This is a genomic window from Rhodobacteraceae bacterium LMO-JJ12, assembly GCA_021555075.1.
Taxonomy (GTDB): Bacteria; Pseudomonadota; Alphaproteobacteria; order Rhodobacterales; family Rhodobacteraceae; genus JAKGBX01.
Window position 1 is genome coordinate 337,135 of sequence record JAKGBX010000001.1, and the last position, 25,954, is coordinate 363,088.

At 59.5% G+C, this 25,954-nt stretch carries 19 protein-coding genes; 10 read left to right on the forward strand and 9 right to left on the reverse strand.

Annotated elements, in window-relative coordinates; translation table 11 throughout:
• The first annotated feature begins 8 nt into the window (after positions 1-8).
• On the forward strand, positions 9-1,172 hold the full coding sequence (locus LZG00_01660; GenBank protein MCF3592699.1) for a M20 family metallopeptidase: 1,164 nt from the start codon (positions 9-11) through the stop codon (positions 1,170-1,172).
• An 88-nt stretch (positions 1,173-1,260) separates the two neighbouring features.
• Here LZG00_01660 and LZG00_01665 read toward each other — a convergent pair whose 3' ends face one another.
• The 3 genes from LZG00_01665 to LZG00_01675 form a co-directional block, all read right to left on the reverse strand.
• Positions 1,261-1,875, reverse strand: coding sequence for a hypothetical protein (locus tag LZG00_01665; GenBank protein MCF3592700.1), 615 nt, complete (start codon positions 1,873-1,875; stop codon positions 1,261-1,263).
• Positions 1,876-1,979: 104 nt separating this feature from the next.
• Entirely contained in the window at positions 1,980-2,600 is a 621-nt protein-coding gene (locus LZG00_01670; GenBank protein MCF3592701.1) for a sugar transferase, read from the reverse strand.
• Positions 2,597-3,466: an NAD-dependent epimerase/dehydratase family protein gene (locus LZG00_01675; GenBank protein MCF3592702.1), complete on the reverse strand. Its 870-nt coding sequence runs from the start codon at positions 3,464-3,466 to the stop codon at positions 2,597-2,599. The genes LZG00_01670 and LZG00_01675 overlap by 4 nt, the downstream gene beginning before the upstream one ends.
• A gap of 113 nt (positions 3,467-3,579) precedes the next feature.
• On the opposite strand from LZG00_01675, the gene LZG00_01680 reads away from it, so the two are divergent.
• From LZG00_01680 to LZG00_01690, 3 genes are all read left to right on the forward strand, one after another.
• The gene (locus LZG00_01680) at positions 3,580-4,683 is read left to right on the forward strand and encodes a polysaccharide export protein (GenBank protein MCF3592703.1); all 1,104 of its coding nucleotides are present in this window, start codon (positions 3,580-3,582) and stop codon (positions 4,681-4,683) included.
• A gap of 123 nt (positions 4,684-4,806) precedes the next feature.
• The gene (locus LZG00_01685; GenBank protein MCF3592704.1) at positions 4,807-5,682 is read left to right on the forward strand and encodes a serine/threonine protein phosphatase; all 876 of its coding nucleotides are present in this window, start codon (positions 4,807-4,809) and stop codon (positions 5,680-5,682) included.
• A 437-nt stretch (positions 5,683-6,119) separates the two neighbouring features.
• Positions 6,120-7,295 carry an acetyl-CoA C-acyltransferase family protein gene (locus tag LZG00_01690; protein MCF3592705.1) on the forward strand — a complete coding sequence of 392 codons (1,176 nt, stop codon included), beginning with the start codon at positions 6,120-6,122 and terminating at the stop codon, positions 7,293-7,295.
• Here LZG00_01690 and pbpC read toward each other — a convergent pair.
• Together pbpC and LZG00_01700 are read right to left on the reverse strand one after the other, a co-directional pair.
• Complete coding sequence (pbpC, locus tag LZG00_01695) at positions 7,292-9,337, reverse strand: penicillin-binding protein 1C (GenBank protein ID MCF3592706.1); 2,046 nt, start codon at positions 9,335-9,337, stop codon at positions 7,292-7,294. The genes LZG00_01690 and pbpC overlap by 4 nt on opposite strands.
• On the reverse strand, positions 9,334-14,766 hold the full coding sequence (locus tag LZG00_01700; protein ID MCF3592707.1) for an alpha-2-macroglobulin family protein: 5,433 nt from the start codon (positions 14,764-14,766) through the stop codon (positions 9,334-9,336). Before LZG00_01700 ends, pbpC begins: the two co-directional genes overlap by 4 nt.
• A gap of 164 nt (positions 14,767-14,930) precedes the next feature.
• On the opposite strand from LZG00_01700, the gene LZG00_01705 reads away from it, so the two are divergent.
• A complete protein-coding gene (locus LZG00_01705; GenBank protein ID MCF3592708.1) occupies positions 14,931-17,159 on the forward strand; it encodes a response regulator in 2,229 nt (742 codons plus the stop codon).
• Between the two features lie 12 nt (positions 17,160-17,171).
• Here LZG00_01705 and yaaA read toward each other — a convergent pair whose 3' ends face one another.
• From yaaA to LZG00_01720, 3 genes are all read right to left on the reverse strand, one after another.
• On the reverse strand, positions 17,172-17,939 hold the full coding sequence (gene yaaA, locus LZG00_01710; protein ID MCF3592709.1) for a peroxide stress protein YaaA: 768 nt from the start codon (positions 17,937-17,939) through the stop codon (positions 17,172-17,174).
• Positions 17,940-17,984: 45 nt separating this feature from the next.
• Positions 17,985-20,024 carry a DNA helicase RecQ gene (recQ, locus tag LZG00_01715; protein MCF3592710.1) on the reverse strand — a complete coding sequence of 680 codons (2,040 nt, stop codon included), beginning with the start codon at positions 20,022-20,024 and terminating at the stop codon, positions 17,985-17,987.
• 72 nt (positions 20,025-20,096) lie between these two features.
• Positions 20,097-20,381 (reverse strand): YggT family protein, encoded by a 285-nt coding sequence (locus tag LZG00_01720; protein ID MCF3592711.1) that lies wholly within the window; start codon positions 20,379-20,381, stop codon positions 20,097-20,099.
• 153 nt (positions 20,382-20,534) lie between these two features.
• Between LZG00_01720 and LZG00_01725 the strand changes: the two genes are divergently transcribed.
• The 5 genes from LZG00_01725 to arfB all read left to right on the forward strand — a co-directional run bounded on the left by LZG00_01725 (position 20,535) and on the right by arfB (position 25,118).
• The gene (locus LZG00_01725) at positions 20,535-21,917 is read left to right on the forward strand and encodes an MFS transporter (protein MCF3592712.1); all 1,383 of its coding nucleotides are present in this window, start codon (positions 20,535-20,537) and stop codon (positions 21,915-21,917) included.
• On the forward strand, positions 21,902-22,762 hold the full coding sequence (gene mepA, locus LZG00_01730; GenBank protein ID MCF3592713.1) for a penicillin-insensitive murein endopeptidase: 861 nt from the start codon (positions 21,902-21,904) through the stop codon (positions 22,760-22,762). Before LZG00_01725 ends, mepA begins: the two co-directional genes overlap by 16 nt.
• A complete protein-coding gene (locus LZG00_01735; protein ID MCF3592714.1) occupies positions 22,735-23,646 on the forward strand; it encodes an esterase-like activity of phytase family protein in 912 nt (303 codons plus the stop codon). Before mepA ends, LZG00_01735 begins: the two co-directional genes overlap by 28 nt.
• Before the next feature lie 71 nt (positions 23,647-23,717).
• Positions 23,718-24,362, forward strand: a complete 645-nt coding sequence (locus LZG00_01740; GenBank protein MCF3592715.1) for a queuosine precursor transporter — start codon at positions 23,718-23,720, stop codon at positions 24,360-24,362.
• Positions 24,363-24,704: 342 nt separating this feature from the next.
• Complete coding sequence (arfB, locus tag LZG00_01745; GenBank protein ID MCF3592716.1) at positions 24,705-25,118, forward strand: aminoacyl-tRNA hydrolase; 414 nt, start codon at positions 24,705-24,707, stop codon at positions 25,116-25,118.
• A gap of 202 nt (positions 25,119-25,320) precedes the next feature.
• Here arfB and LZG00_01750 read toward each other — a convergent pair whose 3' ends face one another.
• Positions 25,321-25,881, reverse strand: coding sequence for a hypothetical protein (locus LZG00_01750; GenBank protein MCF3592717.1), 561 nt, complete (start codon positions 25,879-25,881; stop codon positions 25,321-25,323).
• Between the last annotated feature and the right edge of the window lie 73 nt (positions 25,882-25,954).

Consider the following 25,954-nt stretch of genomic DNA (forward strand, 5'->3'; position numbering starts at 1 on the left):
ACAACACCATGGCCATTCTCCCCATCATCGCCGCAAGCACGGACGAGTTGACAGCGATCTTCAAAGATCTGCACGCCCATCCTGAAATTGGCTTTCAGGAAAAGCGCACTGCCGCCATCGTGGCGGATAAACTCAAGGAATATGGCGTTGACGAGGTCCACACCGGCATCGCGGAAACCGGCGTTGTCGCGCTGATCAAGGGCAAGCACGACGGCACCCGCCGCATTGGCCTGCGCGCCGACATGGATGCGCTGCCGATTCACGAGGAAACCAATCTGCCCTATGCCTCGACCAATCCGGGCGTGATGCACGCCTGCGGCCATGACAGCCACACAACCATGCTGCTGGGGGCTGCCAAACATCTCGCCGAAACCCGCGATTTTGCGGGCACCGCCGTGCTGATCTTTCAGCCCGCCGAAGAGGGGCTGGGCGGCGCGCGCGGCATGATCGCCGACGGTTTGTTTGAGCGTTTCCCTTGTGACGAAGTCTATGGCATGCACAATTCACCCAACGGTGAACCCGGTAAGGTGGGCATCTGCAAAGGCACGGCCATGGCCGGTGCGTCATTCTTTGACATTACCATCCAGGGCAAGGGCAGCCACGCCGCCATGCCCCAGCAATCGCGCGATCCGCTGGTCATCGCCTCGGCCCTGGTCAGCAGCCTGCAAACCATCTTGTCACGCAATATTGCCCCGCTCGATTCCTGCGTTCTGTCGGTGACACAACTGCATTCCGGCTCTGCCTATAACATCGTGCCCGATACCGCGACGCTGGCCGGAACAATCCGCTATTTCAAGGATGAGGTCTGCGAAATTGCTGAAACCCGCTTGCGCGAACTCTGTGATGGCTTCGCCAAGGCCTATGGCGTCGAGATCCGCATCGACCTGCGCAATATTTTCGACGTGCTGATCAACGATGCCGAGCTGTCAGACGCTTATCTTGAGGCCGCCGCCGACATCGTCGGCAAGGAAAACACCTCCGACACCGACCAACCCGCCACAGGCTCCGAAGACTTCGCCGATATGCTCAAGGCGATCCCCGGTGCCTACTGCCGCGTCGGCCATTCCGGCACCACCGGGTTGCACAATCCCAGCTTTTTTCTCGACCCCGAATTGCTGCCGGTCGGCGCCTCAATCATGGCCCGCATCGCCGAACGCCGCATGTCGCGTTAGAAAATGCCCCGCTCAACCGCGGCGCTAAACAACAAAACCGCCCCCATCGGGAGCGGTTTTGTCATCACTCACGTATCGCGTTGCCGTCTTAGAAAACCGTGAACCCGGTAAAGCCAAACATTCCCTGCCCGATCGCCATGACCCCAAGTTTTGGGGAAAACCCATCGGGACCGTCGATGGTGTACATCGTCTCTCCATTCAGTTCAAAGCGCACCTTGTTGTTGTCGCTGACATGCGCACGGATTATGTCAGAGCCATCGTTGCGGGCCGTTGCCTTCTCGGCGCGATGGGTCTTGAAACCATCGGGCGTGCGAATAAAAAGATAACCGCCACCATCGGTGCCAATCGTCACGCCCATATAGCGATCGTTGGCCCGATAGTTAAAAATCAACCCCGCAAAAGACGGCTTCTCATTGCCATCGCTCTGCGCCACCACGTTAAGCGACACACCATAGTCAGGCCCTTGCGAGTCAGGCACCCCCATCCAGTAATATTTGATCGCGCCGGGATCACTGGCATTGGTCATCGTGAACCAGCCGCCTTTGTCCTCCAGCGTCCACGCGCCATCCTGACCAAGCTCGACAAGCTCATTGAGCGGACCAATATGGGCTTGCATGTCGGCGTGTAGGGGCAGGGGGCTCAGCGTCAGAAAAACGCTGGCCGTCACGGCTGTCATGACTGATTTGAAACCGGTATTCATCATAAATTTCTCCATGGAATGAATGCAAATAGCATAGAGTCATGCTGCACGAGCCTTGCCATTCTGGCAAGTAGACGCTTGTCACAGCCCGGGCACCCGCCCGCGTCTCAGCGGCGGCGATGCAGCGACACCCGGCGAAACACTGTCGCCACCATCAGCTTGAGATCAAAGCAAAGGTTGCGATTATGCGCATAGATCAGATCAAGCCGCGCCTTGGCTGGCACACAGCGGCGCGTATAAACGGCTTCGGTCTCCTCGGCTGTAGAGCACGCCGCCAAAAGCCGCTCTTCAGTGCGGTGAAACGCCAGCGTCGCCAGCCCGGTCACCCCCGGTCGCGTTTTCAATACTTCGGCGTATAGTTCGGGGAATTGCTCGACATACCGGCGCAGCGGCGGGCGCGGGCCGACAAAACTGATATCGCCGCGCAGGATATTCCAAAGCTGCGGTACCTCGTCCAGCCGCGTGCGGCGCATGAAACGGCCGGTGTCGGTGATCCGGTCGGCTTTGTCGCCACCCGAAACGCCACTGTTTTGTGCCGCGCTACGCATGGTGCGGAATTTCCAAAGGTTGAACGGCTGCCCCGGTGCTTTCATCCGCTCGGCCACATAAAAAATCGGCCGCCCCTCGCGTATCAGGATCAACAGCGCCGCACAGACAATCAAGGGCGACAGCAGAACGCTCAGCACAAGCGCCAGCACGATATCCATCAGACGTTTATCAAAGCTCACGGCGTCGCCTCTCTCAGCCTGTGCCACCCTGCGATCATGTCCTCGGCAGTTTCGCTCGGCAGCCTCACCAGCCGCGACAGACGCGCCGTATTCAGCGCCACCATCGGTGCCGCCCCCTCTGGCGCCTCACGCCAGTCGACGTCACGGCCCGCCGCCCGCGCCAGCGCCTCCATCGCCACAGGCGTGGGCGCGGCGACATTTACGATCTGCGGAAATTCCGCCGCGCCACACCCCAGCAGGGCCTCGATCGACCGCGCCAGTGCTGCCACCGAAACATAGCTGCGCCACGGCCCTTCGCCATTGGCAAACCGGTCCAGCGTAATTGCCCCGTCGCCCCGCGCCATGGCGCCAAACAGGCTGTCCGCCCCCACCACGTTGGCGATCCGCATGGCGCAGCTTGCCGGCCCATCCGGATGCGCGCGCGTCCATCGCGCCAGCGCCGCTTCCATCTCCAACTTGGCCGCACCATAGGCGTTGATGGCGCCCCCCGCCTGGGTTTCGTCCAAAGAATCAGGTCCGGGTGAATAGACTGCCGCCGATGAGCAGTGCAGAACCCGACCAGCGCCAAGCGTCTCTGCCAACGCCATCGCTTCCAGCGCGAGTGAGCGGTTTTTGGCCAGATCCGCCCCCTGCCCGGGTGTCACCCCCCAAAGCGCCACAATCGCATCGACTTGCGGCAACACCCCTTGCGTCGGCTCGCCCGGAGACCAGCGCCAACCGCCTTCAGTCGGGTTTTCCCTGTATTGCCAATTCACTGTCACGCCTTTGGGAGCTGCGATCCGCCAATGACGCCTCAGCATTTTCCCCAGCTTCCCGCTGGCGCCGAGAATGAGAACCGTGCCGGTCTTGCACATTGGCAACGTCAATAGAAAATCCTTCACTGTTGTTGACGTTTGAGGCTATGTATCACCGCATATAGCCTGTAATACAATTCGCAATACCTGATATTGGTGACCGGGGGGGTCCAGTGCGATATTCGATGAAACACCTTTGTGTGTTCGCAGCTCTGCTTTTCCTCGCTGCCTGCTCGCTGCCGCGCGGTGCAGGAATGGTCAATGAGATCCTCAAGGAAAAAGACTCCGAAACGCCCTCCTTTCAGGTCGTGCAAGTAACCCGCGACAATGTCGCAGCCTTGCACAAATGGCCGGCCACCGGTTGGCGCGGCAGCTACCAATGGCCCGGCGGCGGCCGTGGTCCCGCGGGCAATATCATTCGCACCGGTGATCATATCGACCTGATAATCTGGGACAGTCAGGAAAACTCGCTGCTGACAAGCCCGCAACAGAGAACGGTGCGGATGGATGGGCTTGTGGTTTCGCCCACTGGCAAGATTTTTGTGCCCTATGCCGAGAACATCGAAGTGCGCGGTATGTCTCCCGATGCCGCTCGCGCCAAGATCGAAGAGACGCTGGAACCGATCTCCCCGGATGTGCAGGTGCAAGTGATTCACCGCTCGGGTCAGAGTAATTCGGCCGATCTGGTTAGCGGCGTGGCCAAACCCGGCACCTATCCGCTGGAAGGGCGCGATGTCACCATTCTAAGCCTGATTGCCCAAGGGGGCGGAATCTCGTCTTCTTTGCGCAATCCGCTGGTGCGCCTGATCCGCGATGGCAAGACCTACGAGGTGCGCGCCGACGATCTGTTTGCCAACGCCTCGAAAAACGTTGTGGTGCGCGGCAATGACAAGGTGCTCGTGCAGGAGGACGACCGTTATTTCACAGCCTTCGGTGCCACCGGCAAGGAAGAGCTGATCTATTTTGAAAAAGAACAAATCAGCGCGCTTGAAGCGATGTCGATCATCGGCGGGCTTTCCGATAGCCGGGCCAACCCCAAGGGTGTTCTGGTGCTTCGCGACTATACGACGCGACAACTGCGCTCCGATGGCAAGGGACCAGAGATGCAACAGGTGGTCTTTACCTTCGATCTCACCGGCGCCGATGGCCTCTTTGCCGCCCGCAAGTTCGAGATCAATCCACGCGATACGGTGCTGGCAACCGAAAGCCCGATCACCGCTGCGCGCACGATCATGGGGCTCGTGGGAACCGTGATAGGACTGGGGACGACGATCAACAACCTGGATTGATGCCAGGCTCCAGGCTCGCACTCGCGGCGGGTAGATCGCCCACCGTTCGTTTGCATCCTGTCGCCGTCGCCCATCTGGCAGGCTGATCTCGGCCGATGTCCTTCGTTGGTGAAAATCAAGGCATTGCGCACGCTCATAGTCGGGCGCATTCATGCCGAAGTGCTTTCATCCGCTCTGCGAAATGGCACTTGTCGACCCGACCAGGATCGTCTGGTATGGCTTGGCCTTCCGGGGCGGTTTTCACTGCCCGTCAATCTGGACCGAACTGAAACAATGTCTGACACGATCTACGCCATTGGCGATATCCACGGGCAGCACGAAATGCTGCTTGATGCCCTCACCCGAATCGAAGCGGATGGCGGTGCTTCGGCCCGCGTCGTGGTGCTGGGCGATCTGGTCGATCGCGGACCAGACAGCGCCGCGGTGATCGACACGTTGATGAACGGCATTGAACAGGGGCGCGACTGGATCGTGCTGCGCGGCAATCATGATCAAATGATGCTCGACTTCCTCGAAAATGGTCAGCTGATGAACCCGCTCGTGCGCTCCGGGCGCAGTTGGTTGCACGAGGCGATGGGCGGCCCGGCCACACTGCTGTCCTACGGGGTTGACCCGATGCGCCTGCACGGCCACGCCTTGCTGAAAGCCGCCCGTTCCGCCATCCCCCAAGCCCATGTCGATTTCCTGTCCGCGCGTCCGCTCTATCACGTCGAGGGGAACATGCTCTTCGTCCACGCGGGCATTCTTCCCGACAAACCACTCGACCAACAGACCGAGGAAGAACTGATCTGGATCCGCGAACCCTTCCTGTCGCATTCCGAGCCGTTCGATTGGCTGGTGGTTCATGGCCACACCGCCGTCGAACTGCCGCGACACTATGGCAATCGCATCAATCTCGACAGCGGCGCGGGCTGGGGACGCCCGCTCACCGCCGCCGCCATAACCTGCCCGCGCGCCTGGGTGCTGAGCGACAATGGCCGCCTGCCGCTTGACCCCTGATAACGCCCTGCGCCCCCGCTTCCTCTGACCGGAAATATCCCGGGGTCCGGGGCAGCGCCCCGGTCCTGCCCTCCCGGCGCGCCCCCAAACCCATCAGAATGAACATATCCTTTGCGCGGCGCGCCTTGTGTCAACGCCCCGGACCCGCACAAATCCGCCTTTTCACACGGCAGCCGGAAAACAGCCAAGTCGGCAGCTAAGAGTCACCCCCCGAGCAAACCAGCCGAACCGCAAAAGTTAACCGATCCGCACGTCTTTGGCAGAAGCCGCCACCAGCGTCGTCTCCGCCTCGTTGAGCGGGTGACACGCCTTCAATCGCATGCCACATTGCCAGGGCGTTCAATGCCGCAGAACAATGCCCGCTATGCCTCTTTTCTCCGCAGCGCACGCAGCATAAGATCGGTTAAGTAAAAATTCATCAAGATGGGGCAAGCTGCATGACAGATATTGTAATTCTCGACGGTGCGCGCACCGCAATTGGCACATTCGGCGGCGCGCTTGCTGGCACACCGCCTTCACAACTGGGCGCGATCGCTGCGAAAGAGGCGATGGCGCGTTCCGGCGTCGAAGGTGGACAGATTGGCCATGTGGTTTTCGGCCATGTGATCAATACGGAGCCGCGCGACATGTATATTTCTCGCGTCGCGGCGATGGACGCAGGTATTCCCGATACGACGCCCGCGATGAACGTGAACCGGCTTTGTGGCTCCGGCGCGCAGGCTATCGTTTCGGTGGTGCAGTCGCTGATGCTGGGTGACGCCGACTTCGGCCTGGCTGGCGGCGCCGAAAACATGAGCCGTTCACCCTACATCGTTCCGGCTCAGCGCTGGGGTCAGAAGATGGGCGATATCAAGACGTTGGACATGATGCTCGGCGCGTTAAACTGTCCTTTCGGCACCGGGCATATGGGCGTCACTGCCGAGAATGTTGCGGCCGAACATGGCGTCACCCGCGCCGCGCAGGATGCCTTCGCGCTGGAAAGCCAGACCCGTGCCGCGCGGGCAATTTCGGAAGGCCGTTTCAAGGATCAGATCGTGCCTGTCGAGGTCAAGGTCAAGCGCGATATGGTGGCCTTTGACACCGATGAACACCCCAAGGCAACCACTGCCGAGGCGCTGGCCGGTCTGCGCGCGGTGTTCCAGAAGGATGGCACTGTCACAGCGGGCAATGCCTCCGGTATCAACGATGGCGCCGCAGCGCTGGTTCTTGCGCGGGCGGATGCGGCTGAAAAAGCCGGGTTGAAGCCACGCGCCCGCGTCCTGGGCTACGCTCATGCCGGTGTGCGCCCCGAAGTGATGGGTATCGGTCCAGTGCCTGCGGTCCAGAAACTGCTTGAGCGTACGGGCTTGAAAGCAGAAGATTTTGACGTGATCGAGTCCAATGAGGCTTTCGCCGCGCAAGCGCTTGCCGTCAACATGGGGCTTGGCCTCGACCCGGCCGTGGTGAACCCCAATGGCGGAGCCATCGCGCTGGGCCATCCGGTGGGCGCGACCGGCGCACTCATCACGATCAAGGCGCTTTACGAGCTTGAGCGTATCGGCGGGAAGAAAGCCCTGATCACCATGTGTATCGGCGGCGGTCAGGGCATCGCTTTGGCGATTGAGGCGCTCTAATCCACCTGGATTTCGGCGCGCGCGGCCCGTCCGCGCGCGTCGATCACCGCAAGCTTGACAAAGCCCTTGCCGCTCCACGGCAGGACGATCTCGCGTCCATGTGCGCCCGTGATCAAAGGTGCGCCATCGGCCAGAATCGAAAACGGCGGCACCCCGTCGCGGATTTTCACAACCAGCGGCATATCCGCCTCCAAAGGCAGGCGCGCACCATCGGGTGGAAAGGCCAGAACGGGTGCGTCCGTTGCAGCTTTGAAGACTGCACTTCGCCCACGAAACCGCTGCAAGGGTTGTGGCAACTGGGCGTTTGCGACCAAAAGGGTCTCTGGCGGCGGCGTCGCCAAAGGTTCGAGCTCGGGTCTTACCCGTTGGAAAACTTCGGTCAAAATCGGTGCAGCCAGATCGCCGCCAAACGCGCCAGGCACCGGCGTTCCATCGGCCCGCCCGATCCAGACGGCGGCCACATGACCACCATCAAACCCCACCGCCCAAGCATCGCGATGGCCATAAGACGTGCCGGTCTTGAAGGCCAGCTTGCCTTCGCTCTTGCCCCCCGGCGGGGTCAGCCCGGCGAGGATATGCCCCACCTGCCACGCCGCAGCCCGGCTTACGATGTGCTGGCCTTCGGTTTGCTCGCTGTCAGATTTCCACCTCAGATCAATCGCTTGCCCACCGCGTGCCAGCCCTGCATAGAGCTGAACCAGATCCTGCATTGTGAGTCCCACGCCGCCCAATGCCACCGCCAACCCCGGCTTGCCCCCGGGAAGGGCGGGGCGCGCGCCTGCGCGACGTAGACTTGCCATGAACCGGGCCGGGCCGATCTCGTCCATCAGCATCACCACGGGAATATTCAGCGACAATTGCAGTGCCTCGCGCACCCTGAGTTCACCGCGAAAGCCGCCATCGAAATTTTGTGGTGCATAGCTGCCAAAGGCCACTGGCCTGTCGTCTATTACGGTTTCCGGATGCGCTAACCCCTGATCGAACGCCATGGCATAGATAAGCGGTTTCAGCGTTGACCCTGGTGAGCGCAAGGCCCGCGTCATGTCGATAAATCCGCGTCGCGCGTCGCGGCTGCCATAGCTGGCCGATCCGACCGAGGCCAAGACCTCCCCGCTTCGGTGATCCACAACCATCATCGCGATCGAAACCTGTCCGGGCAGGTCGCGCAGGCTTTCGCGCGCCAATTCTTCGAGCGAATCTTGCAAGCCGGTATCGAGCGTGAGGTCGTGGCGTGTGGCCAAAGGCGCTTCGGCGCGGGCGCGGTCGGTCAAATGCGGCGCCAATGATGGAAAGGGCAGGCGCGCCATCGGCACCGGCTCGTGCGTTGCCGTTTCATAGGCTTCCGCACCGATCACCCCGGCCTTGGCCATTCGTTCAAGAACGCGATTGCGCGCGTTCTGCGCTGCTTTCCAGTCTCGGTCGGGGCGTCGTGCCTCGGGCGATTGCGGCAATGCCACCAACAAGGCGGCCTGCGCCGGGGTCAATCGCGTGGGTTCCTTGCCAAACCACGATAACGTTGCTGCGCGCACCCCTTCAAGGTTTCCGCCAAAGGGCGCATGCGTCAGATATAAAGCGAGGATTTCATCCTTGGAAAGTTTGCGTTCCAGCGCCATGGCCAGCCGCATTTGCCGCAGCTTGCCTCTCATCCGCCCGGTGCCGCTATCCTCCAAGAGTCGTGCCACTTGCATGGTGAGGGTCGAGCCACCCGAGACAACCTTGCCGTTCCACAGCGCCTGCGCCACCGCGCGGCTCATCGCCCAGCCATCGACTCCACCATGTTGGCGAAACCGCTTGTCTTCATACGCAATCAGCATATCGAGATAGCGCCGGTCGACCTGTGCCACGTTTGCTCCCAGGCGCCAGCGTCCGTCGCGCAGCGTGTAGACACGCAGCAGATCGCCATTCCGCCCGCGCATCTCGACCGAGGTTTCAGAAAGGAGCGGCGGCAATTCGGCCGCCGCGACCCAATGGTCCAAACCATCCCGCGCGGCTGCCCCGGCAAACAGCAGGACAGCCACAGCTATGAACGGCCAGGCCTTCATTCAGCGACGCTCAGCCGCCCCGTGCCTGTCTGTGCGCGGTATTGTGGGCGATACATGTCTTCAACCTGTGCCGCCGGATGATGGTATTCGCCCGGCGAAACTGCCCTCACGATATAGGCAAGCTGAAACGGCTTGTCCTGACGCCAGTCGAGAGCCGCAATAAACCGATCCGAGCGGAATTCGGCATGGTTTGCTTCTACCGGCTTTAGCCAGTCGAGCGCGCGAATATCACCTGAACGCAACAGGTTCGGATTGTCGATCTCAAACCCGGCGGGTAGCGGATCATCCACGATCAGCCGGGCTTCCCCCTTCTCAAACGGTGTCACCCGCAAAACGGCGACATACCGCTCACCAACCTTGGGTGCCAGCACGTCAACCTGCTCGCCGTTCATCGTGTAGTAGAAGCGATCAATCCGATAGCCATAGCCATCTGCGGGTGGTGCCACTTCGGGAACGCCGAAGGTCGTCAGCGTCACATCGGTCTGGTGTCCGCTCTCGTTACGAATGGCCATGCCCGCGCCCATAGTATCTTCCTCCAGTAGCTTGACCAGAGGCCCAGTCACAGGCGCGCCGTTCAGGGTCAGCCCGGCAATTGACGGATCTTGCACCAGCGCGCGTGCCGCCAAAAGTGTCCAGACGCTTTCCTGGGTTGATCGCCGACCCTGCGCAGCACCGACACGAGAGGCCAGTGCTTCGCGGTCGACCGCATTGCTGCCCGCTTCCACCGCAAGGGTCAGAACTCCCGCCGCATCGCGCAGATGGGTGCCGTAATCGGCGCGCCAGACCTGATCTTCCTTCGGAGATTGCGCCGCGATCATCCGTCCCGCCCGGGCAAACATCCGGTCGGCGCGGGTCTGATCGCCATACATCGCCAATGCTGCGGCCACTTGCGCGACTCCAAGAGGGGTGCTGAACGCTTCGGCTTTTTCATCGGCGTAATAGCGCAGATCCGCCATTGCCGCCGCGCCTTCACGTGCGAGAACCAACAAGGCATAGGCCAATTCGCCGCCTCCCTCATCGAAATCGGGCGCGTAATTCACCTTGTTGCGCAGGTTGTCCATCGCCAGCCGGAATGCCAGTTGCGGTACGTCATAGCCCTCAGCCCGCGCCCGGCTCAGGAAGTCCGAGACATAGGCATCGAGCCACAGATCGCCGCTTTCGGGATACCACAGGCCAAAAGAGCCGTTGCTGGACTGCCGGGCAAGCACGCGCTCGATGGCTTGATCGATACGTTCCTGCACCTTGTCATGTGCGCCGAGCCCCAGCGCCTTGGCAACAGGCCCGAAATACAACAGAGGCATCGCCACCGAGGTCACCTGTTCTGTGCAGCCATAGGGGTAGCGATCCAGCGCGCTCAGAAGACCGGGCGCGTCAAGTTTGGCCAACGGTCCGGCAGAAACAACGGCTGAACCGGTGCCTTGCCGCATACCGGCAAAGACGTTTTGATCGAGCGTGAAGGTGTCACCCGCAGCCAGTTCAAACCGCCGGGTGATTGCGACTTCCGGGTCGTTCAGCCGCACAGGCATGATGAGCGTCTTGGTCAGTTGCTTCCCATCCGGCGTGGTCAATGCAATGCGGATCGTGTGATCTCCCACATCGCCTGCCACTAGAGGAATTCTGAAGTTGGCTTTTTCCTTGTCTCCAAGGGTCACGCCCGAGGGCACATTGCCCGCCAGCATCACGCCAATGGCGCTCACATCCAGCCCCATCCGGCCCGAGGGGCCATCGGCATGCACGATTTCAAGCAACAAGCGCGAGGTATCGCCAGGCGCGAGGTAACGCGGCAGGCTTGCGGTGACCACCACGGGATCGCGCACCAGAACATCCGCCTCGGCCTGTCCGACCGCGCCTTTGCTCCAGGCCACGGCCATAAGCCGCACGGTGCCGTTGAACTCGGGAATATCAAACGCCACTTCGGCGCGCCCATCCGGGCCGACCATGACCGGCCCGCTAAAGAACGCCACCAATTCCTCGGTGGGCGGTGGTGACTGGGTGCCTGCGTCAGCGGCGGAATCCCCGCCCGAACGCACGGCACCCATGGCGCCGTTCATTCCGTCGATCAACCGACCATAGACATCGCGGATATCCATACCCAGCCGCCGTTGGCCAAAGTAATGTGCGGACGGGTCGGGGCTTTCAAACCCTGTGAGATTGAGAATACCCACATCCACGGCCGCAACGGTGACATAGGCTGTCTGGCCTTCGCCAATGCCATCAACCTTCACCGCCGCCTGCAAAAGACCACGCGGCGCTGATTTCTCGGGTGCCTCCATTGTCACCTTGAGCTGTTTTGCGCCCGGATCGATCTTGGCATAGCTGAGGCCCATCGAACGCGCCGGGTTTTGCCCCGCTGCCACGTCCATTGGCCGGATGACCGACGCAGTGACATAGGCACCCGCCCCCCATTCATCAGTAACATCGAGCGGGATCAGGTTTTCGCCCTTGGTGACTTCCACGGCTTTCATCGTGATCAGCCGGTTTGACATCACAGTAACAAGCGCAGTGCCCGCATAGCGTGGCACGAGCCGTAACTTCGCGGTATCGCCGCTGATATAGCCCGGCTTGTCGAGTGACAGTTCAAGCATGTCCGGTGTGCTAGCCGTATCGGCAGGCACATACCATCCGGCATAGAAGTCGGTCGAGCTTGAGACGTATTCGCCATCCTGCCGCTCGACCACCAACTCGTAAGAGCCCCAGTCCACCGCGCCAGATACCTCGATAGGGTCGTCGCCAAGCATGGCCGTGCCGTCAGAAACCTTCTTGCGGGTGGTGATGACTTCCCAATTCCAGTCGCCGTATTCCTGATACCATTGATAGCGGCGATAGACCCGATTAAGCGTCCATTTCACCTGCATCTTCGCAGGCTTCAGGTCGGCCCCGAGCGCGATCAGTTGAAAGCGCGCATCGCCGCCTTCCTCGACCACGTCCTCGAACAATGGCTTGATCCCGATCACGGCACCCGCGGGGGATATATCACGGGTGAGCCGCCGCTCGACCGGGCGGCCCGATCCTTCGGAAACACGGGTTATTACGTCGAGTTCAAGCGGGCGATCCGAAACAGGTGCCACCGGCAGGGTGACGGCGATGGTGGCTTGGCCATCAGTGCCGGTGCGTTCACCCTGGAAGTAGCCGCGGCGCGGCGTTGCACTGCTGTCGTGACGCCCAAAGAGATAGCCAGGCCATGCGTCAAGGCTGCGCTTTGCGCGCAGGATGGAATCACCCTCGACCGGTAGATCACCCCCCGGCGCGCCAAAAAGGTAGTTCGCCTGAACGGTCAATGAGGTGTCTTGGCCCGGATAGATCGGGCCTTCGGGCAAGGCGAGTTCGAAATCAATTCGCTCGGGCAGGAAATCCTCGACTAAAACGGTCATGCTGGCCAGCGCGGGCGCGTCGACATCGGCTTTGATATCCAGTCGCCATGCTCCGCGCGGCACTGTCGATCCCACCGGCATCGAGAACACGTGGCCCCCGGCCGCGCCCTTGTCAGAGAAATGGCGCGCGTACTCCACGCCATCGGGCCGTGTCAGGATCGCAGTAAGAGGTAAATCATCAATCGCCTCAGCGACGCCATCACGTGCCAGAACGGTTGCGTTGATCACCTCGCCTGCCCGATAGGCTCCGCGATCAGTGGTCAGAAATACGTCAATCGGCCCGGCTGGTGCGCGCCCTTCCACGCCTCTGTCCGACAGGTCAAACGCCGGATCGGTGAGCGACAGAAACGCCATGTCAGACGCGCCCTGTTCGACCATGATAAGCGCGGGTTCAGCACCGTTTGAGCCGCGCATTAGCCCGCCTTCGAACCGCGCATACCCCTGTGCATCGGTCATCGCCGTTCCGAGCACACGGTTGGAGCGCGACAGCAGCGTTGCCTTGACGCCGTCGCGCGCTTCGGCCGAGGCAAGTGAACGGACAAACACATGCAGCCCGTCGGCGCCGCTCATCGTGGTCAGGCCCAGATCGGTCAGGATGAACCATTGCGTTGCACCCGCATCGTCATATTCGTCTTCGCCCGGGATAGAGGCGGACAGCGCATAGACCCCCGGTGCGAGATCCTTGATCAGATCGCCCATTGGCAGGCGTGTGGTCATATCACGGTTGAGCGTGCTCTTGAGCTCACCCTTGCCCCGCCAGACCTCTTCACCTACGTCGCCGTTGAACTCGCGTTCAGCGTAATAGGACATCCGCTTTCCGAAATACTGCTCCTGGATCGAACGCACGATATTGCGGTCAGACACCCGGCGCAGCTTGAGATCCACTTCGGTCAGGTTGACCGATTGCACCGGGATAGCGGCGTCGGCGGCCTTGGGCAGCACATAGGCGCGGCCCGCGAAATTCACACTGGGCGACCGGTCGCGGACGTAAAAGCGAAGCTCGGTGTCCTTGGTCAGCTTCTCACCGTTCTGCGCCGGGAGCCCTTCGCGGAAAGTGATGACATAGCGTTGCCCGTGTTCGGCCCCGCCGATGCAGATGCGATTGCCTTCCACCTCGACAGACATGCGTTGATCCGGCAATTGGGTATACGGCGCGTAATCCACGCCGGTTTTGACCAGTTGCTCGGAAAATTCTGCGCAAACCCGCGGGTCGGCCTTGTCGCTTTCCACTTCATGTTCAGTGATCCGAAAGCCATATTTCGCAATCGCCTTGTCGAGTCTTGCGGTCAGTTCTTCGCGCGGCTGGATACGTTCGGCCAGACGCAGAGCCGGAATCATGTTGCGCCCGCGTTTCTGACGTTCCAATGCATCCGCCATCACCGAAAGCGCATTTACCCGCTGTGGATCACTCAGCGCGCGTAAATACCCGTTTACCGCAGCCTCCATTGCGCGGCTGGCATACTTGCGTTTTTCGCTTGATTTGTTGGTTTCAATTGCCAGTGACAGGCGGGCATATTCAACCCATAGATCGCTGCGATCACTGGCCGCCACAGCCGCCCCTGTCCAACGCATCGCGTTGAGGAAATCGTTGACGTTACGGCGATCCTGGGCCGCATTGAGGAGGGTGTCGAGCGTATATTGACCACCCGGATGCAACGGCCCGATTTGCTGCGCCTGTCTGAGAGCGTTTGTCAGGTCGCGATTGGGCAGAAAGGCATCAAGCTCGGCCGCGCGTGCGCTGGCGATCTGGGCAATCGCCGGATCAAGCAAAAGAACCTCAGCAGAACTTGCGCCTTCATAGGGCTGCTTCTCGGTTACGCCGGATTTCGGGAAACAGGCTTTTGAGCGTTCGTTGAACGTATATGCCCGGCAATTGGAATCGCTGAGGCAGGCGTTTTGACACGAACGCAGATCGGTATCGAACAGCGCTTGCAGATCTGAACCGTAAAAATCGACGTCCTTGGACACTACCAAGCGACGATCAGGCAAATAGTCTTGAGAAAATGCAGGCAAAGCCAATCCGAAAACGAGGGTGAGAGCGGCAAAAATACGGCGCATGGAATCCTCCTTGATCAATGTGAAGATGGTGGCATGGCCGTGCCGACATGGCAACACACACGCGCGTCTGAAAAACCTGACTGACACCTATGAGTTTTTAAGCGAATGTTCACCACAATCCCTCAAGGTTGCGGGCGTTGCCAGCGGGTCGTTGGAGGGCGTGCATGAACCTTGCCACCAAACTTTCGGAAGAGCGTAGGATGCGGCTGGCCGCGGAACGTCTGCTTGAACAGAAGCAGGCCGAACTTTTTGCCGCCAACCGCAAACTTGGACATCACGCGCGCAAGCTGTCGGACGAAATTGTCGAAACCCGCGCACAGGTTCAGACAGTGCGTGATGAGAACGAGAAGGTTAAATCCGATCTTACCGTTGCGCATCAAAAGATTGAAGTGGCGCACCAGAAGATCGAGGTGGCCGAGCGTCGTTTGTGGCTTTCGATTCAGGCGATTCAGGACGGTTTTGCTTTTTTTGACCCTGACAGCCGCCTGATCGCGGCAAATATGGCGTATCTCGCGGTTTTTGAGGGTCTGGAAGAGGTGAGGCCCGGCGTCACCTATACGCGCATTCTTCAATTGATCACCGAAGAGGGTATATTCGATATCGGCGAGATGTCACCGGTGCAGTGGCGCGAAATGATGCTTGAACGCTGGCATAATCCGGCCCCTGACACCACGGTTCAGCGGCTTTGGAACGGCGAATACATCAAGCTGATCGATCAGCGCGGCCATGGTGGAGATGTTGTCTCATTGGCGCATAATATCTCGGATACGATGCGCTATGAGGCCGAACTGAGAAAGGCCCGCGAAAAGGCCGAAGCGGCGAGCCGCGCCAAATCCTCGTTCCTTGCCAATATGAGCCACGAGATCCGCACGCCGATGAACGGTGTGGTCGGGATGGCCGAGTTGATGCAGGACACCGCCCTTGACGACGAACAGAAGCTCTATGTCGAAACGATCAAGAATTCGGGCGAGGCGCTTCTCGTCATCATTAACGATATTCTGGATTACTCCAAGATCGAGGCCGAAAAGTTGGAGTTGCGTGCCGAACCTTTCGATCTGGAACGCACGATACATGAGATCATCATGCTGCTTCAAACAACTGCACGCGAAAAGGGAATTGATCTGCTGATTGATTTCGATCTGTTCTTGCCCACCGTTTTTGTCGGCGATCGGGGGCGCATCCGTCAAATTCTGACCAATCTGATCGGCAACGCTGTGAAGTTTACGCTGAAAGGGCATATTCTGGTGCGAATTGTCGGTTTTCAGAAGGAAAATTCGGCGCAAACCCAGCTGCATATCGCGGTCGAGGATACAGGCATCGGCATCTCTGAGGAAAAGGTCGGTCTTATTTTCGGGGAGTTCAATCAAGTTGAAGATGAACGCAACCGGCAGTTCGAAGGTACCGGGCTTGGGCTTGCTATCAGCGAAAAGCTGATCAAGTTGATGGGAGGGGAAATCTGGGTCGATAGCGAAGCTGGGGTTGGATCGAGCTTTGGTTTCAAGATTGCGCTGGACGCCGCCGAGGTCGACACACCAAAGGCGCCAATGCTTCCCGCGACGATGCGCCGGGTTCTGGTGGTCGATGACCTTGAAACAAACCGCACGATCCTGGGCAGGCAGCTTGAAGCGCTTGGTCTGATACCCCTGTGCGTGACCAGCGGCGCTGAAGCTTTGCGGCATCTTGGGGATGGGTTTGACCTGATCGTGACGGATCACAACATGCCAAGGATGGATGGGTTGGAACTGGCCACGAAACTGCGCGCGCTAGGATGCGAAGCCCCGATCCTGATGCTTTCTTCCAACCCGGCGGCAGCGGAAAAGAATGCGGCTATCAAACATGTTCAGGCGGTGCTGCAAAAACCCACGCCTCGGCGTGAGCTTTTCGCCCGGCTAGAGGAGCTGGCTGCGCGGCCTTCCATCGACAGAGGCGAACAAGATCAAAGCGAAACCCAACAGGGTGCCTCGCTTATGCGTGCGATGCGCGTGCTTGCCGCCGAAGACAATAAAACCAATCGGTTGGTTTTCCAAAAAATGGTCAAGACGCTCGATATCGACCTGCAATTCGCAGCAAATGGATTGGAAGCTGTCGCGCTTTTCCAATCCTATCAACCCGACCTGATTTTCATGGATATCTCGATGCCCAAGATGGACGGCAAGGAAGCTACGGGTGAAATCCGCGCGCTGGAAGCGCAGCTTGGGACACATGTGCCTATTGTGGCGTTGACTGCACATGCGATGGACAGTGACAAAGACGGCATTCTTGCCGCCGGGCTGGATCAGTACCTGACAAAGCCACTGCGCAAGGCCGAGATTTTCGCGGCGATCGGCGAGCATTGCCCCAAAGAGGCGCGCCCAATTGCCAAGGATGATGGGCCGACCACGGCTGTGCGATGAGTGCGGCGCGTTTTAACCCGCTGCCTCCTCATCTCTGAGAAATACCCAGCGGTCGCCCTCGCTCAAGTCTGGGCGGAAACCGTATCCGCCAGTGTCGAAAGTTTTGATCTGCTGCGGGTCCATCAATCGGTTCTGGATGATGAACCGTGCCATCGCGCCGCGCGCTTTCTTGGCAAAGAAGCTTACGATTTTGGGCGTTCCACCGCGCATTTCCTGAAAAACCGGGGTGATCACCCTCAGCTTCAGGGCGTCGCGATCCACAGCATTGAAATACTCTTCGCTGGCGCAATTGATCAACGTATCTGCACCTGTCTCGACACCCTGATCGTTTAACGCCTGCGCAATCCGGTCGCCCCAGAACGCGTAGAGGTTCTTGCCCCTTCGGTTCTTCAGCCTGCTGCCCATTTCCATCCGGTGGGGCTCAATCGCATCGGTCGGACGCAGCAGGCCATACATCCCCGACAGGATGCGCAGGTGTTCTGCCGCCCATGCCATTTCGGCTTCGTCCAGCGACTTGGCCTCAAGACCCGCATAGGTGTCGCCGTCAAACATCAGCGCCGCTGCGCCGCGTTCCATGGTGCCAAAATCGCGATACCTATGATAATTCAGCTTGGAAAGTGCGGTGCTGATCCCCATCAACTTGCCGATCTCGGCCTGCGAAAGCCCGCGCGCCGTGGCGGCAAGTTTTTGTGCTTCGTGTTGAAACATTGGCTCGGTCAGAGCGAATTTCGCCTCTGGGTTTTCGTTCAGCCGTTTGGCCGGTGACACAACAATCAGCATTTTAATCCACCTCGCAGAGCGCGCATTCGGCGCATCGTTCTGTCGCTATCCTACGTCTCGCAAGACTTCCAGAAATGCCTCGCCAAATCGTTCTGCGCGGCGTTCGCCCAGAAGTCGCGTTATCGCACCGCTGTCCTTGGGGCGCATTTCGGCGACCTTGGCCAGCAGGGACGCGGAACAACTCATCGGCTTTTGTGTGCCCGCTTCGCCGCGTGCAAGATCAGCCTGCACCTTCAACAATCGGTCAAACACATCGCCCGCGTCACGCCCGGCCAGCTTGCGGCGGCTGGGATGAACCGGCAAGACCTCGCCCGCGATCACCTCGAGAAAGGCAGCGCCATAGCGTTCGAGCTTCTTCGCGCCCACGCCCGAGATATGGGCCATTTCGTCGAGCGTCGTGGGCCGCCGCTCGGCCATTTCGATCAGCGTGCGGTCATTGAAAATGATATAGGCGGGAACAGATTGTGTCTCGGCCAGCGCGCGGCGTTTGGCTTTGAGCGCCGACAGAAGCGGCGCATCTTCGTCTGACACCAAGGCCTTGACCGCAACGCGCCCGGGTGGGGATTTCACTGCGTCCTTGCGCAGTATAATGCTTTCGTCACCCCTCAGGATCGGGTGTGCGGCCTCGGTCATCTTCAAGGCGCCGTGGCGCTCGGGATCAGGACGGCAAAGGTCGTGGCCCATGATCTGGAGGAAGATTGCCTGCCATTGTGCGCGCGAATACTCCTTGCCGACACCGAAAGTCGGTAGGTCATCATGGCCGCGGGCGCGCACCTTGTCGGTTGTATTGCCGGTCAGAATATCAATCAAATGCCCGGCACCAAACCATTCGCCGGTGCGCAGGATCGCCGAGAGCGCCTTGCGCACAGCTTGGGTGCCGTCAAACACTTCCACCGGATTGTCGCAAACATCGCAGTTACCGCAATTTTCGGTGGGTTCCCCGAAATAGCCAAGCAGCGCCTTGCGTCGACAATCCTGAGCTTCGGCCAGCCCCAAAAGCGCGTTCAGCCGCCCATGGTCCGCCACCCGCCGCTCGGGCGGGGCAAGGCCTTCGTCGATCTGGCTGCGGCGCAGGCGAATATCGTCGGGGCCATAGAGCGTGAGGGTTTCGGCGGGCGCCCCGTCGCGGCCTGAACGGCCGATCTCTTGGTAATAGGCTTCGATGCTTTTGGGCAGATCGGCATGGGCGACCCAGCGGATGTCGGGTTTGTCGACGCCCATGCCAAAAGCCACTGTGGCAACGACGATCAACTCGTCTTCGGTATTGAAGCGATGCTCAACCTGGCGCCGGTCATCGGCCTCCATCCCGCCATGATAGTGGCAAGCATTGTGCCCCGCCTCGCGCAACGCTTGGGCCAGACCTTCGGTCTTGGCACGGGTGCCGCAATAAACGATGCCGGATTGGCCCTTGCGCGCGGCGGCGAACTCGAGAATTTGCTTGCGTGGACTGTTCTTGGCGGCAAATGCAAGATGGATGTTGGGCCGGTCGAAGCCGTGCAAAAACACCTCGGGCGGATGGCCACCAAACAGCCGCGCGACAATCTCGTCTCGGGTTTCGGCATCGGCGGTTGCAGTGAAGGCGGCCAACGGCACATCCAAAGCACGACGCAATTCGCCGATACGCAGATAATCGGGACGAAAATCGTGGCCCCACTGGCTGACGCAATGGGCTTCGTCGACCGCGATCAGCCCAACGCCGATGCGCCGCAACATGCCCATGGCTGACCCCGCCGCCAGCCGCTCGGGCGCGATGTAGAGCAGTTTGAGCCGCCCTTCCTCCAGCGCCTGCCAGACGGCATCCGTCTCTTCAGGAGTGTTGCCCGAGGTAAGCGCGCCGGCCTCGACCCCGGCTTCGCGAAGGAAGCGCACCTGATCGCGCATCAGTGCAATCAGTGGTGAAATCACCACGGTAACGCCATCGCGCAGCAAGGCCGGCAATTGGAAACACAGGGATTTTCCGCCGCCCGTAGGCATGATCGCGAGCACGTTGCGGCCCGTGGCCACGGCCTCGACAATATCTTCCTGGCCGGGACGAAAGGCATCGAATCCGAATATGTCGCTCAGCAGCGTGGCAGCGCTTTGCATGGTTGTCCTGTGATTGGCTTTTCTGCTCTTGGAGGCACAATCACATTTTAACAAAACGCGAACAAGGTCCGATCAGCCGAATAGGATGGCAGGCAGGATGAAATCTCTCAGGGAGATGATGATGATGAACACCACAAGAGGTGCCAGATCGAGCGGGCGCGTATCCGGCAGGATATTGCGGATCGGCTGGTAGATCGGTTCAAGAAGCTTGTTCAGCCCATACCAGAGCTGTGCCACGAAGGGCTGATTCAGGTTCAAGACCTGAAAATTGATCAGCCAGCTCATGATGATATGGGCCAGAAGGATATAGAAGGCGACCGTGAGAATGAGCGCCAAGGGCCCGTAGAGTGCCATCATGTTTCGCTTCCCTTGCTTGGTATTGTTGTGCGCCCAACACGTAAGCGCGGGGCCGCGAAAGGGCAAGGGTGCCGCCTTGAACCCGGTGAATCTAATCCTTGCCAGCAAATCCTTAAGTCTGTCTAACTGAGCCTTGCAAATGGGGAGTGGGAAATGCGGATGGTTTCCGCGCGAAAGCGCATTTGGGGCTGGTGGTTTTTTGATTGGGCGAGCCAGCCCTACAACACTTTGGTACTCACCTTTATTTTCGGCCCCTATTTCGCCGAGACGGTTCGCGAAACCCTGGTCGCTCAGGGCATGGAGCTTTCCTTGGCCAAGGCGCAGGCTCAAGCGTATTGGGGATATGGGCTGACTGTTTCGGGCATACTGATTGCCGTCATGGCGCCGATCCTGGGGGCCTTTGCCGACAGCACGGGACGCAAGATGCCATGGGTGTGGCTGTTCTCGGCACTCTATGTGCTGGGCTCGGGCGCGCTTTGGTATACCGCGCCCGAGCAATTCAGCGTGGTTCGCACGCTGATTCTGTTTGGTGTCGGTCTGATCGGGATGGAGTTTGCCACCATTTTCACCAATGCGATGCTGCCGACGCTGGGCAACAAGCAGGAGATCGGCAAGATTTCAGGCTCTGGCTGGGCCTTTGGCTATATTGGCGGTGTGGTGGCATTGGCCATTATGCTGTTGCTGTTTCAGGCGGGCGGAGACGGGCGCACCATGCTGGGGATCGAACCCGTTCTTGGTCTTGATCCGGCCACGGGTGCCGATACCCGCGCTGTGGGGCCGCTGACGGCGGTCTGGTACGTTGTGTTTATGATCCCGTTCTTCCTCTGGGTGCGGGACGTAAAAGATCCGCTGCATGAGCGTTACAAGTTCGGCAAGGCGATGAAAGACCTTGGCGGAACACTCAGGGCGTTGCCGCGTCATCCCAGCCTGCTGACCTATCTTGGATCATCAATGCTCTATCGCGATGCGCTCAACGGGGTTTACACGTTCGGCGGCATTTACGCTTCGGGTGTGCTCAACTGGCCGATCATGAAAATCGGTATTTTCGGCATCATTGGCGCGCTTGCCGGGGCGCTTTTTGCCTGGATCGGTGGCAAGGCTGATCGTGCCTTTGGCCCCAAGCCGGTGATTATCACCTGTATTCTTGTGTTGGTCGCCACGTCGATCGCTATCATCCTCATCTCGCGCGAGAGTGTCTTTGGCATGGCGGTTGGGCCCGAATCACAATTGCCCGATATTGCCTTTTTCGTCTGTGGCGGGTTGATCGGGGCGGCGGGAGGCGCGCTGCAATCGGCCAGCCGCACCATGGTCGTGTGGCAATCGAACCCCAAACGTATGACCGAGGCATTCGGCCTATATGCGTTGTCGGGCAAGGCCACCACCTTCCTCGCGCCTGCTCTGATCGCCGTGGTTTCGGACATAAGCGGAAGCCAGCGAATCGGGATTATGCCGATTGCAGGGCTGTTTCTTGTCGGGCTGATCCTGCTAATATGGGTCAAACCCGAGGGAGAGCACGCCAAATGGTCCGTTACCTAACCGCCATACTTCTGAGCCTTACCATCGCGTTTCCGGCCATCGCGGCGGAAAAGCAGGCCAAACAGCTTTTCGGAGCCAAACGCTTGGGCTCTGCGCAAAAATCTGCGCCGCATGGCAGCTATGCCAAAGGCTGTATCGCCGGGGCCGTTCGTTTGCCCGAAACCGGCCCGACCTGGCAGGCAATGCGGCTTTCGCGCAACCGCAACTGGGGCCACCCGGAAACCATTGACTACATTCGCACCCTGTCCGCTTTTGCTGCGCGGCAACCGGGCTGGAAGGGGCTCTATATTGGTGATATCTCGCAACCTCGGGGCGGGCCGATGTTGACCGGGCATCGTAGCCATCAGATCGGGCTGGACGTCGACATCTGGATGCTGCCGCCCAAACGGCTTGATCTGTCGAGTGGCGAGCGTGAGAAGCTTTCATCGATCTCGATGCGCCGGTCCAAAGGCGCCTATACCAACGGGGATTGGAGCAACCAGCACCGCGAGATTCTCAAGGCGGCCGCTTCGGACCCCCGGGTGGCGCGGATTTTTGTCTTTCCGGGGGCCAAGGTTGATATGTGCAAATGGGCCAAGGGCAATCGCAAATGGCTGAGCAAGATCCGGCCATGGTGGGGGCATCATTACCATTTCCATGTTCGTCTGAAATGCCCCAGGGGGATGCGCGGCTGTGTCAATCAGGCCGATCCGCCGGCAGGGGATGGCTGTAATGAGGCACAGGAATGGGTGAACAACATTCTCAACCCGCCGCCGCCCGACCCAAATTACAAGCCCAAGAAGCGCCGTGAACTGGTGCTTTCTGATCTGCCCAGCCAATGCGTCGACGTCTTGCGCTCGCGCTAGGCGCGGTGCTCGCTCTGGGGGTTGGCCTTGCTGGGCAGGCCCGGCAGGAACGTGCAGACGCGGCCTATCTGGGGTCTTTCACATGGCGGCTGAACGACCCGGCATTCGGCGGGTTCTCGGGGCTTGAGCTTTCACGGGATGGCACCCGGTTCACGGCGATTTCCGACCGCGGTTTTCGTGTCGACGGGCGATTGCAACGCCGTGCAGGGGTGATCACAGCGGTCCGCGCCGGAGCGATTCACCCGCTGCTCGACCCGGATGGGAAACGCCTGACCGGGGCGCGGAATGATCCCGAAGGGCTGGCCATTCGCGACGACGGGCGCAGCTTCGTCTCGTTTGAGGGGGTGCATCGGGTCTGGGCATATCCCAACCCGGACGGACGCGCCAGACGGCTGCCCCGCCATCCGGATTTCAAGCACATGCAAGGCAACTCCTCTCTTGAAGCCCTCGCCATCGACAGGCGCGGCTGGCTCTATACGCTGCCCGAACGCTCGGGCAAGATGACGCGACCATTCCCGCTATACCGTTTTCGCAACGGCACCTGGGACAAGAAACTTGTCATCCCGCGGCGGGGGCATTTTCTTCCCGTAGGTGCCGATTTCGGGCCTGACGGGCGGTTGTATTTGCTCGAACGTGATTTTGCCGGTGTTGGTTTCCGTAGTCGCGTGCGCAGTTTTGCGATCTCGGAGGCGAGTGTATACGATGAACGTGAACATCTGGTTACCGGCACGGCACGGCACGATAACCTCGAAGGTATCGCGGCCTGGCGTGACGGGCAGGGGCGCATTCGTCTCACGATGATTTCGGATGACAATTATCGCTTCTTCCAACGCACCGAGTTTGTGGAATACGCGCTTCCCGCGCCTCTTGCCAAGACGGACTGAGCAGGGTAGATGCGGCGCGTTCCCAAGAGGGAGCCATGTCGCCGCAACCATGTTAAAAACGGGCTATATTCATGACTATGAAACACCTTCCCGGCATTCTTGCCATGGCCGCCATCGTGGTGGTTTCGAATATTCTTGTTCAATTTCTGCTGCTTGATGGGCTGCTGACCTGGGGGGCGTTTACCTATCCGTTGGCCTTCCTGGTGACGGATGTGATGAACCGCGTCTATGGCCCCGGACCGGCGCGGCGGGTGGTGGTGGCGGGGTTTGTCACCGGTGTGATCTGTTCGCTGATCGGATCGCAGATCATGTTGCAGGGCGACGGGTATGAATATGCCGCTGTGCCGCTGCGGGTAGCCGTCGCTTCGGGCATCGCGTTTCTGGCGGCGCAACTGACTGATATTGCGGTGTTTCATCGGTTCCGTGGGGGCGCATGGTGGCGCGCGCCGCTGGTGTCGACGTTCATCGGCTCGGCGCTGGATACGGCGTTGTTTTTCAGCATTGCATTTTCCGCTTCGGTGACGCTTTTCGGCGCGAACGCAGATGCGGCGATCAATTGGGCTTGGGGGCCTGCCCCGTTCCTATTGGTGGGACCAGAGGCGCCGCTTTGGGTCAGTCTTGCGGTGGCCGACTGGATGGTCAAACTTGCCATTTCTTTAATCGCACTTGTGCCGTTCCGCATCATCGTGGGGACTCTTGGGGCACGGACCACATGATTTTGTTTGACATCTGCTCTCCTCATGCCAAGCTGAGGGTAGGCGAAACAAATGAAAGGAGGTGCTCTTGTGTCTAAAGAGATCATGGAGAAACGCGTCGGAACAGTTTGGGAGACGCAGACCTGAGGCAGACCTCGGGTCTTGAGAGACCCCAAATTGGTGAGACCTAACCGTAGCACCTCCTTAATTCTCGAAGGGCCGTTTCCTCGCCGAAACGGCCCTTTTCGTTGTTTGGTGGAGATGGGGCGCACGGTGGGGTAATGTTTGGCCCTGGGGCGCAAAATGTGGGGGTGACTCCCGGCTGACATGCGTCTGACTCGCGGCTGCCGTTGGAAATGAGAAATGTCGTTAAGAATTACTGATGAAATCCTAATCGAAGACTGGGAGTTAACGGAAAGTTTCACCCGCTCATCCGGTCCGGGCGGTCAGAACGTTAACAAAGTGTCAACGGCGGTCGAGCTGCGGTTTGAGGCCGACCGCTCGCCCAATCTGCCCGGCCCGGTGAAGGCGCGGCTGCGTCGGCTGGCGGGGCGACGCTGGACCAAAGAGGGTGCGATTGTGATTTTCGCCGAGGAGACCCGGAGTCAGGCGCGCAATAGAGAGATCGCGCGGGAGCGTCTGGTCGAGTTGATCCGCGCGGCGCTGGTCAAGCCCAAACGGCGGGTGCCGACGAAACCAACGCGGGGGTCGAAGGAGCGGCGTTTGAAGGCGAAGAAGGTGCGGGGAGAGGTGAAGAAGTTGCGGGGGAGGTTGTAGGATGGGCCGTTCGCCCATCAATCTACAGTTTTAGGTGCGCAGAATGCCCGCCTAACGCTCGTTTATTTATTTTGAATTGCAGCGAAGTTTCTGTCAAAGTTGGTTTAGTGGGCTGCTGGGTATCTGGGTTTGGACCCCAGTCCCAGCAGCGCCGCGGTTCCCGAGCCATGCTCGGAGGCAAACTCCTTGTGGAGGGGAGCGCCTATTCCTCAATCATTGTCATCGCATTGATGACGTTTGCTATTTTTTGGGCCTCGCCAGCCTTCAGGTCGTGGGGCAAACCAACTATACGAACAATCACGTCTGGGCGTATTGGGATCGGTAGTTCTAAGACGTCAATCCCGTTTGAATTATTGATTTGACCAGCGTCAACAGTGTTATTTTTCCCAAAAATGGGCTTGGGTTGAACAGGCACTGCGGTATCACTTGCAGCAGTCTTTTTAGTGGTTCGCTGACTAGTTATCTTAAAACCTGTTGGGTCTTCTTTATAGCGAAGAAAATCTGCGACTGCAGTCGACACTCTGGATTTGTAGGTGCGAAGGCTATCAGGGGTAAATTTTGCGCCTTCCAAGTTAGCAAACCGCTGCATGATGTTGTCGAGGTCAATTTTCCGAACATCTGAAAAATCTTCCTCGCCTATGGCTTCCATGACTCGGCCCACGGCAATTCTGCGGGCACGCATTGTTCCAACCTTTCCCAATCCCTTGTCGGCCAAGTAGTCGAGAAATGCTTGTACGTCATTGCCTGAATAACCCGCGCTCATGATGATTCTCCTTTCAAGAACCATCTATAGACGCGTCCAACGTCAACGTCAACATCCGCAGCGCGTCAATGGA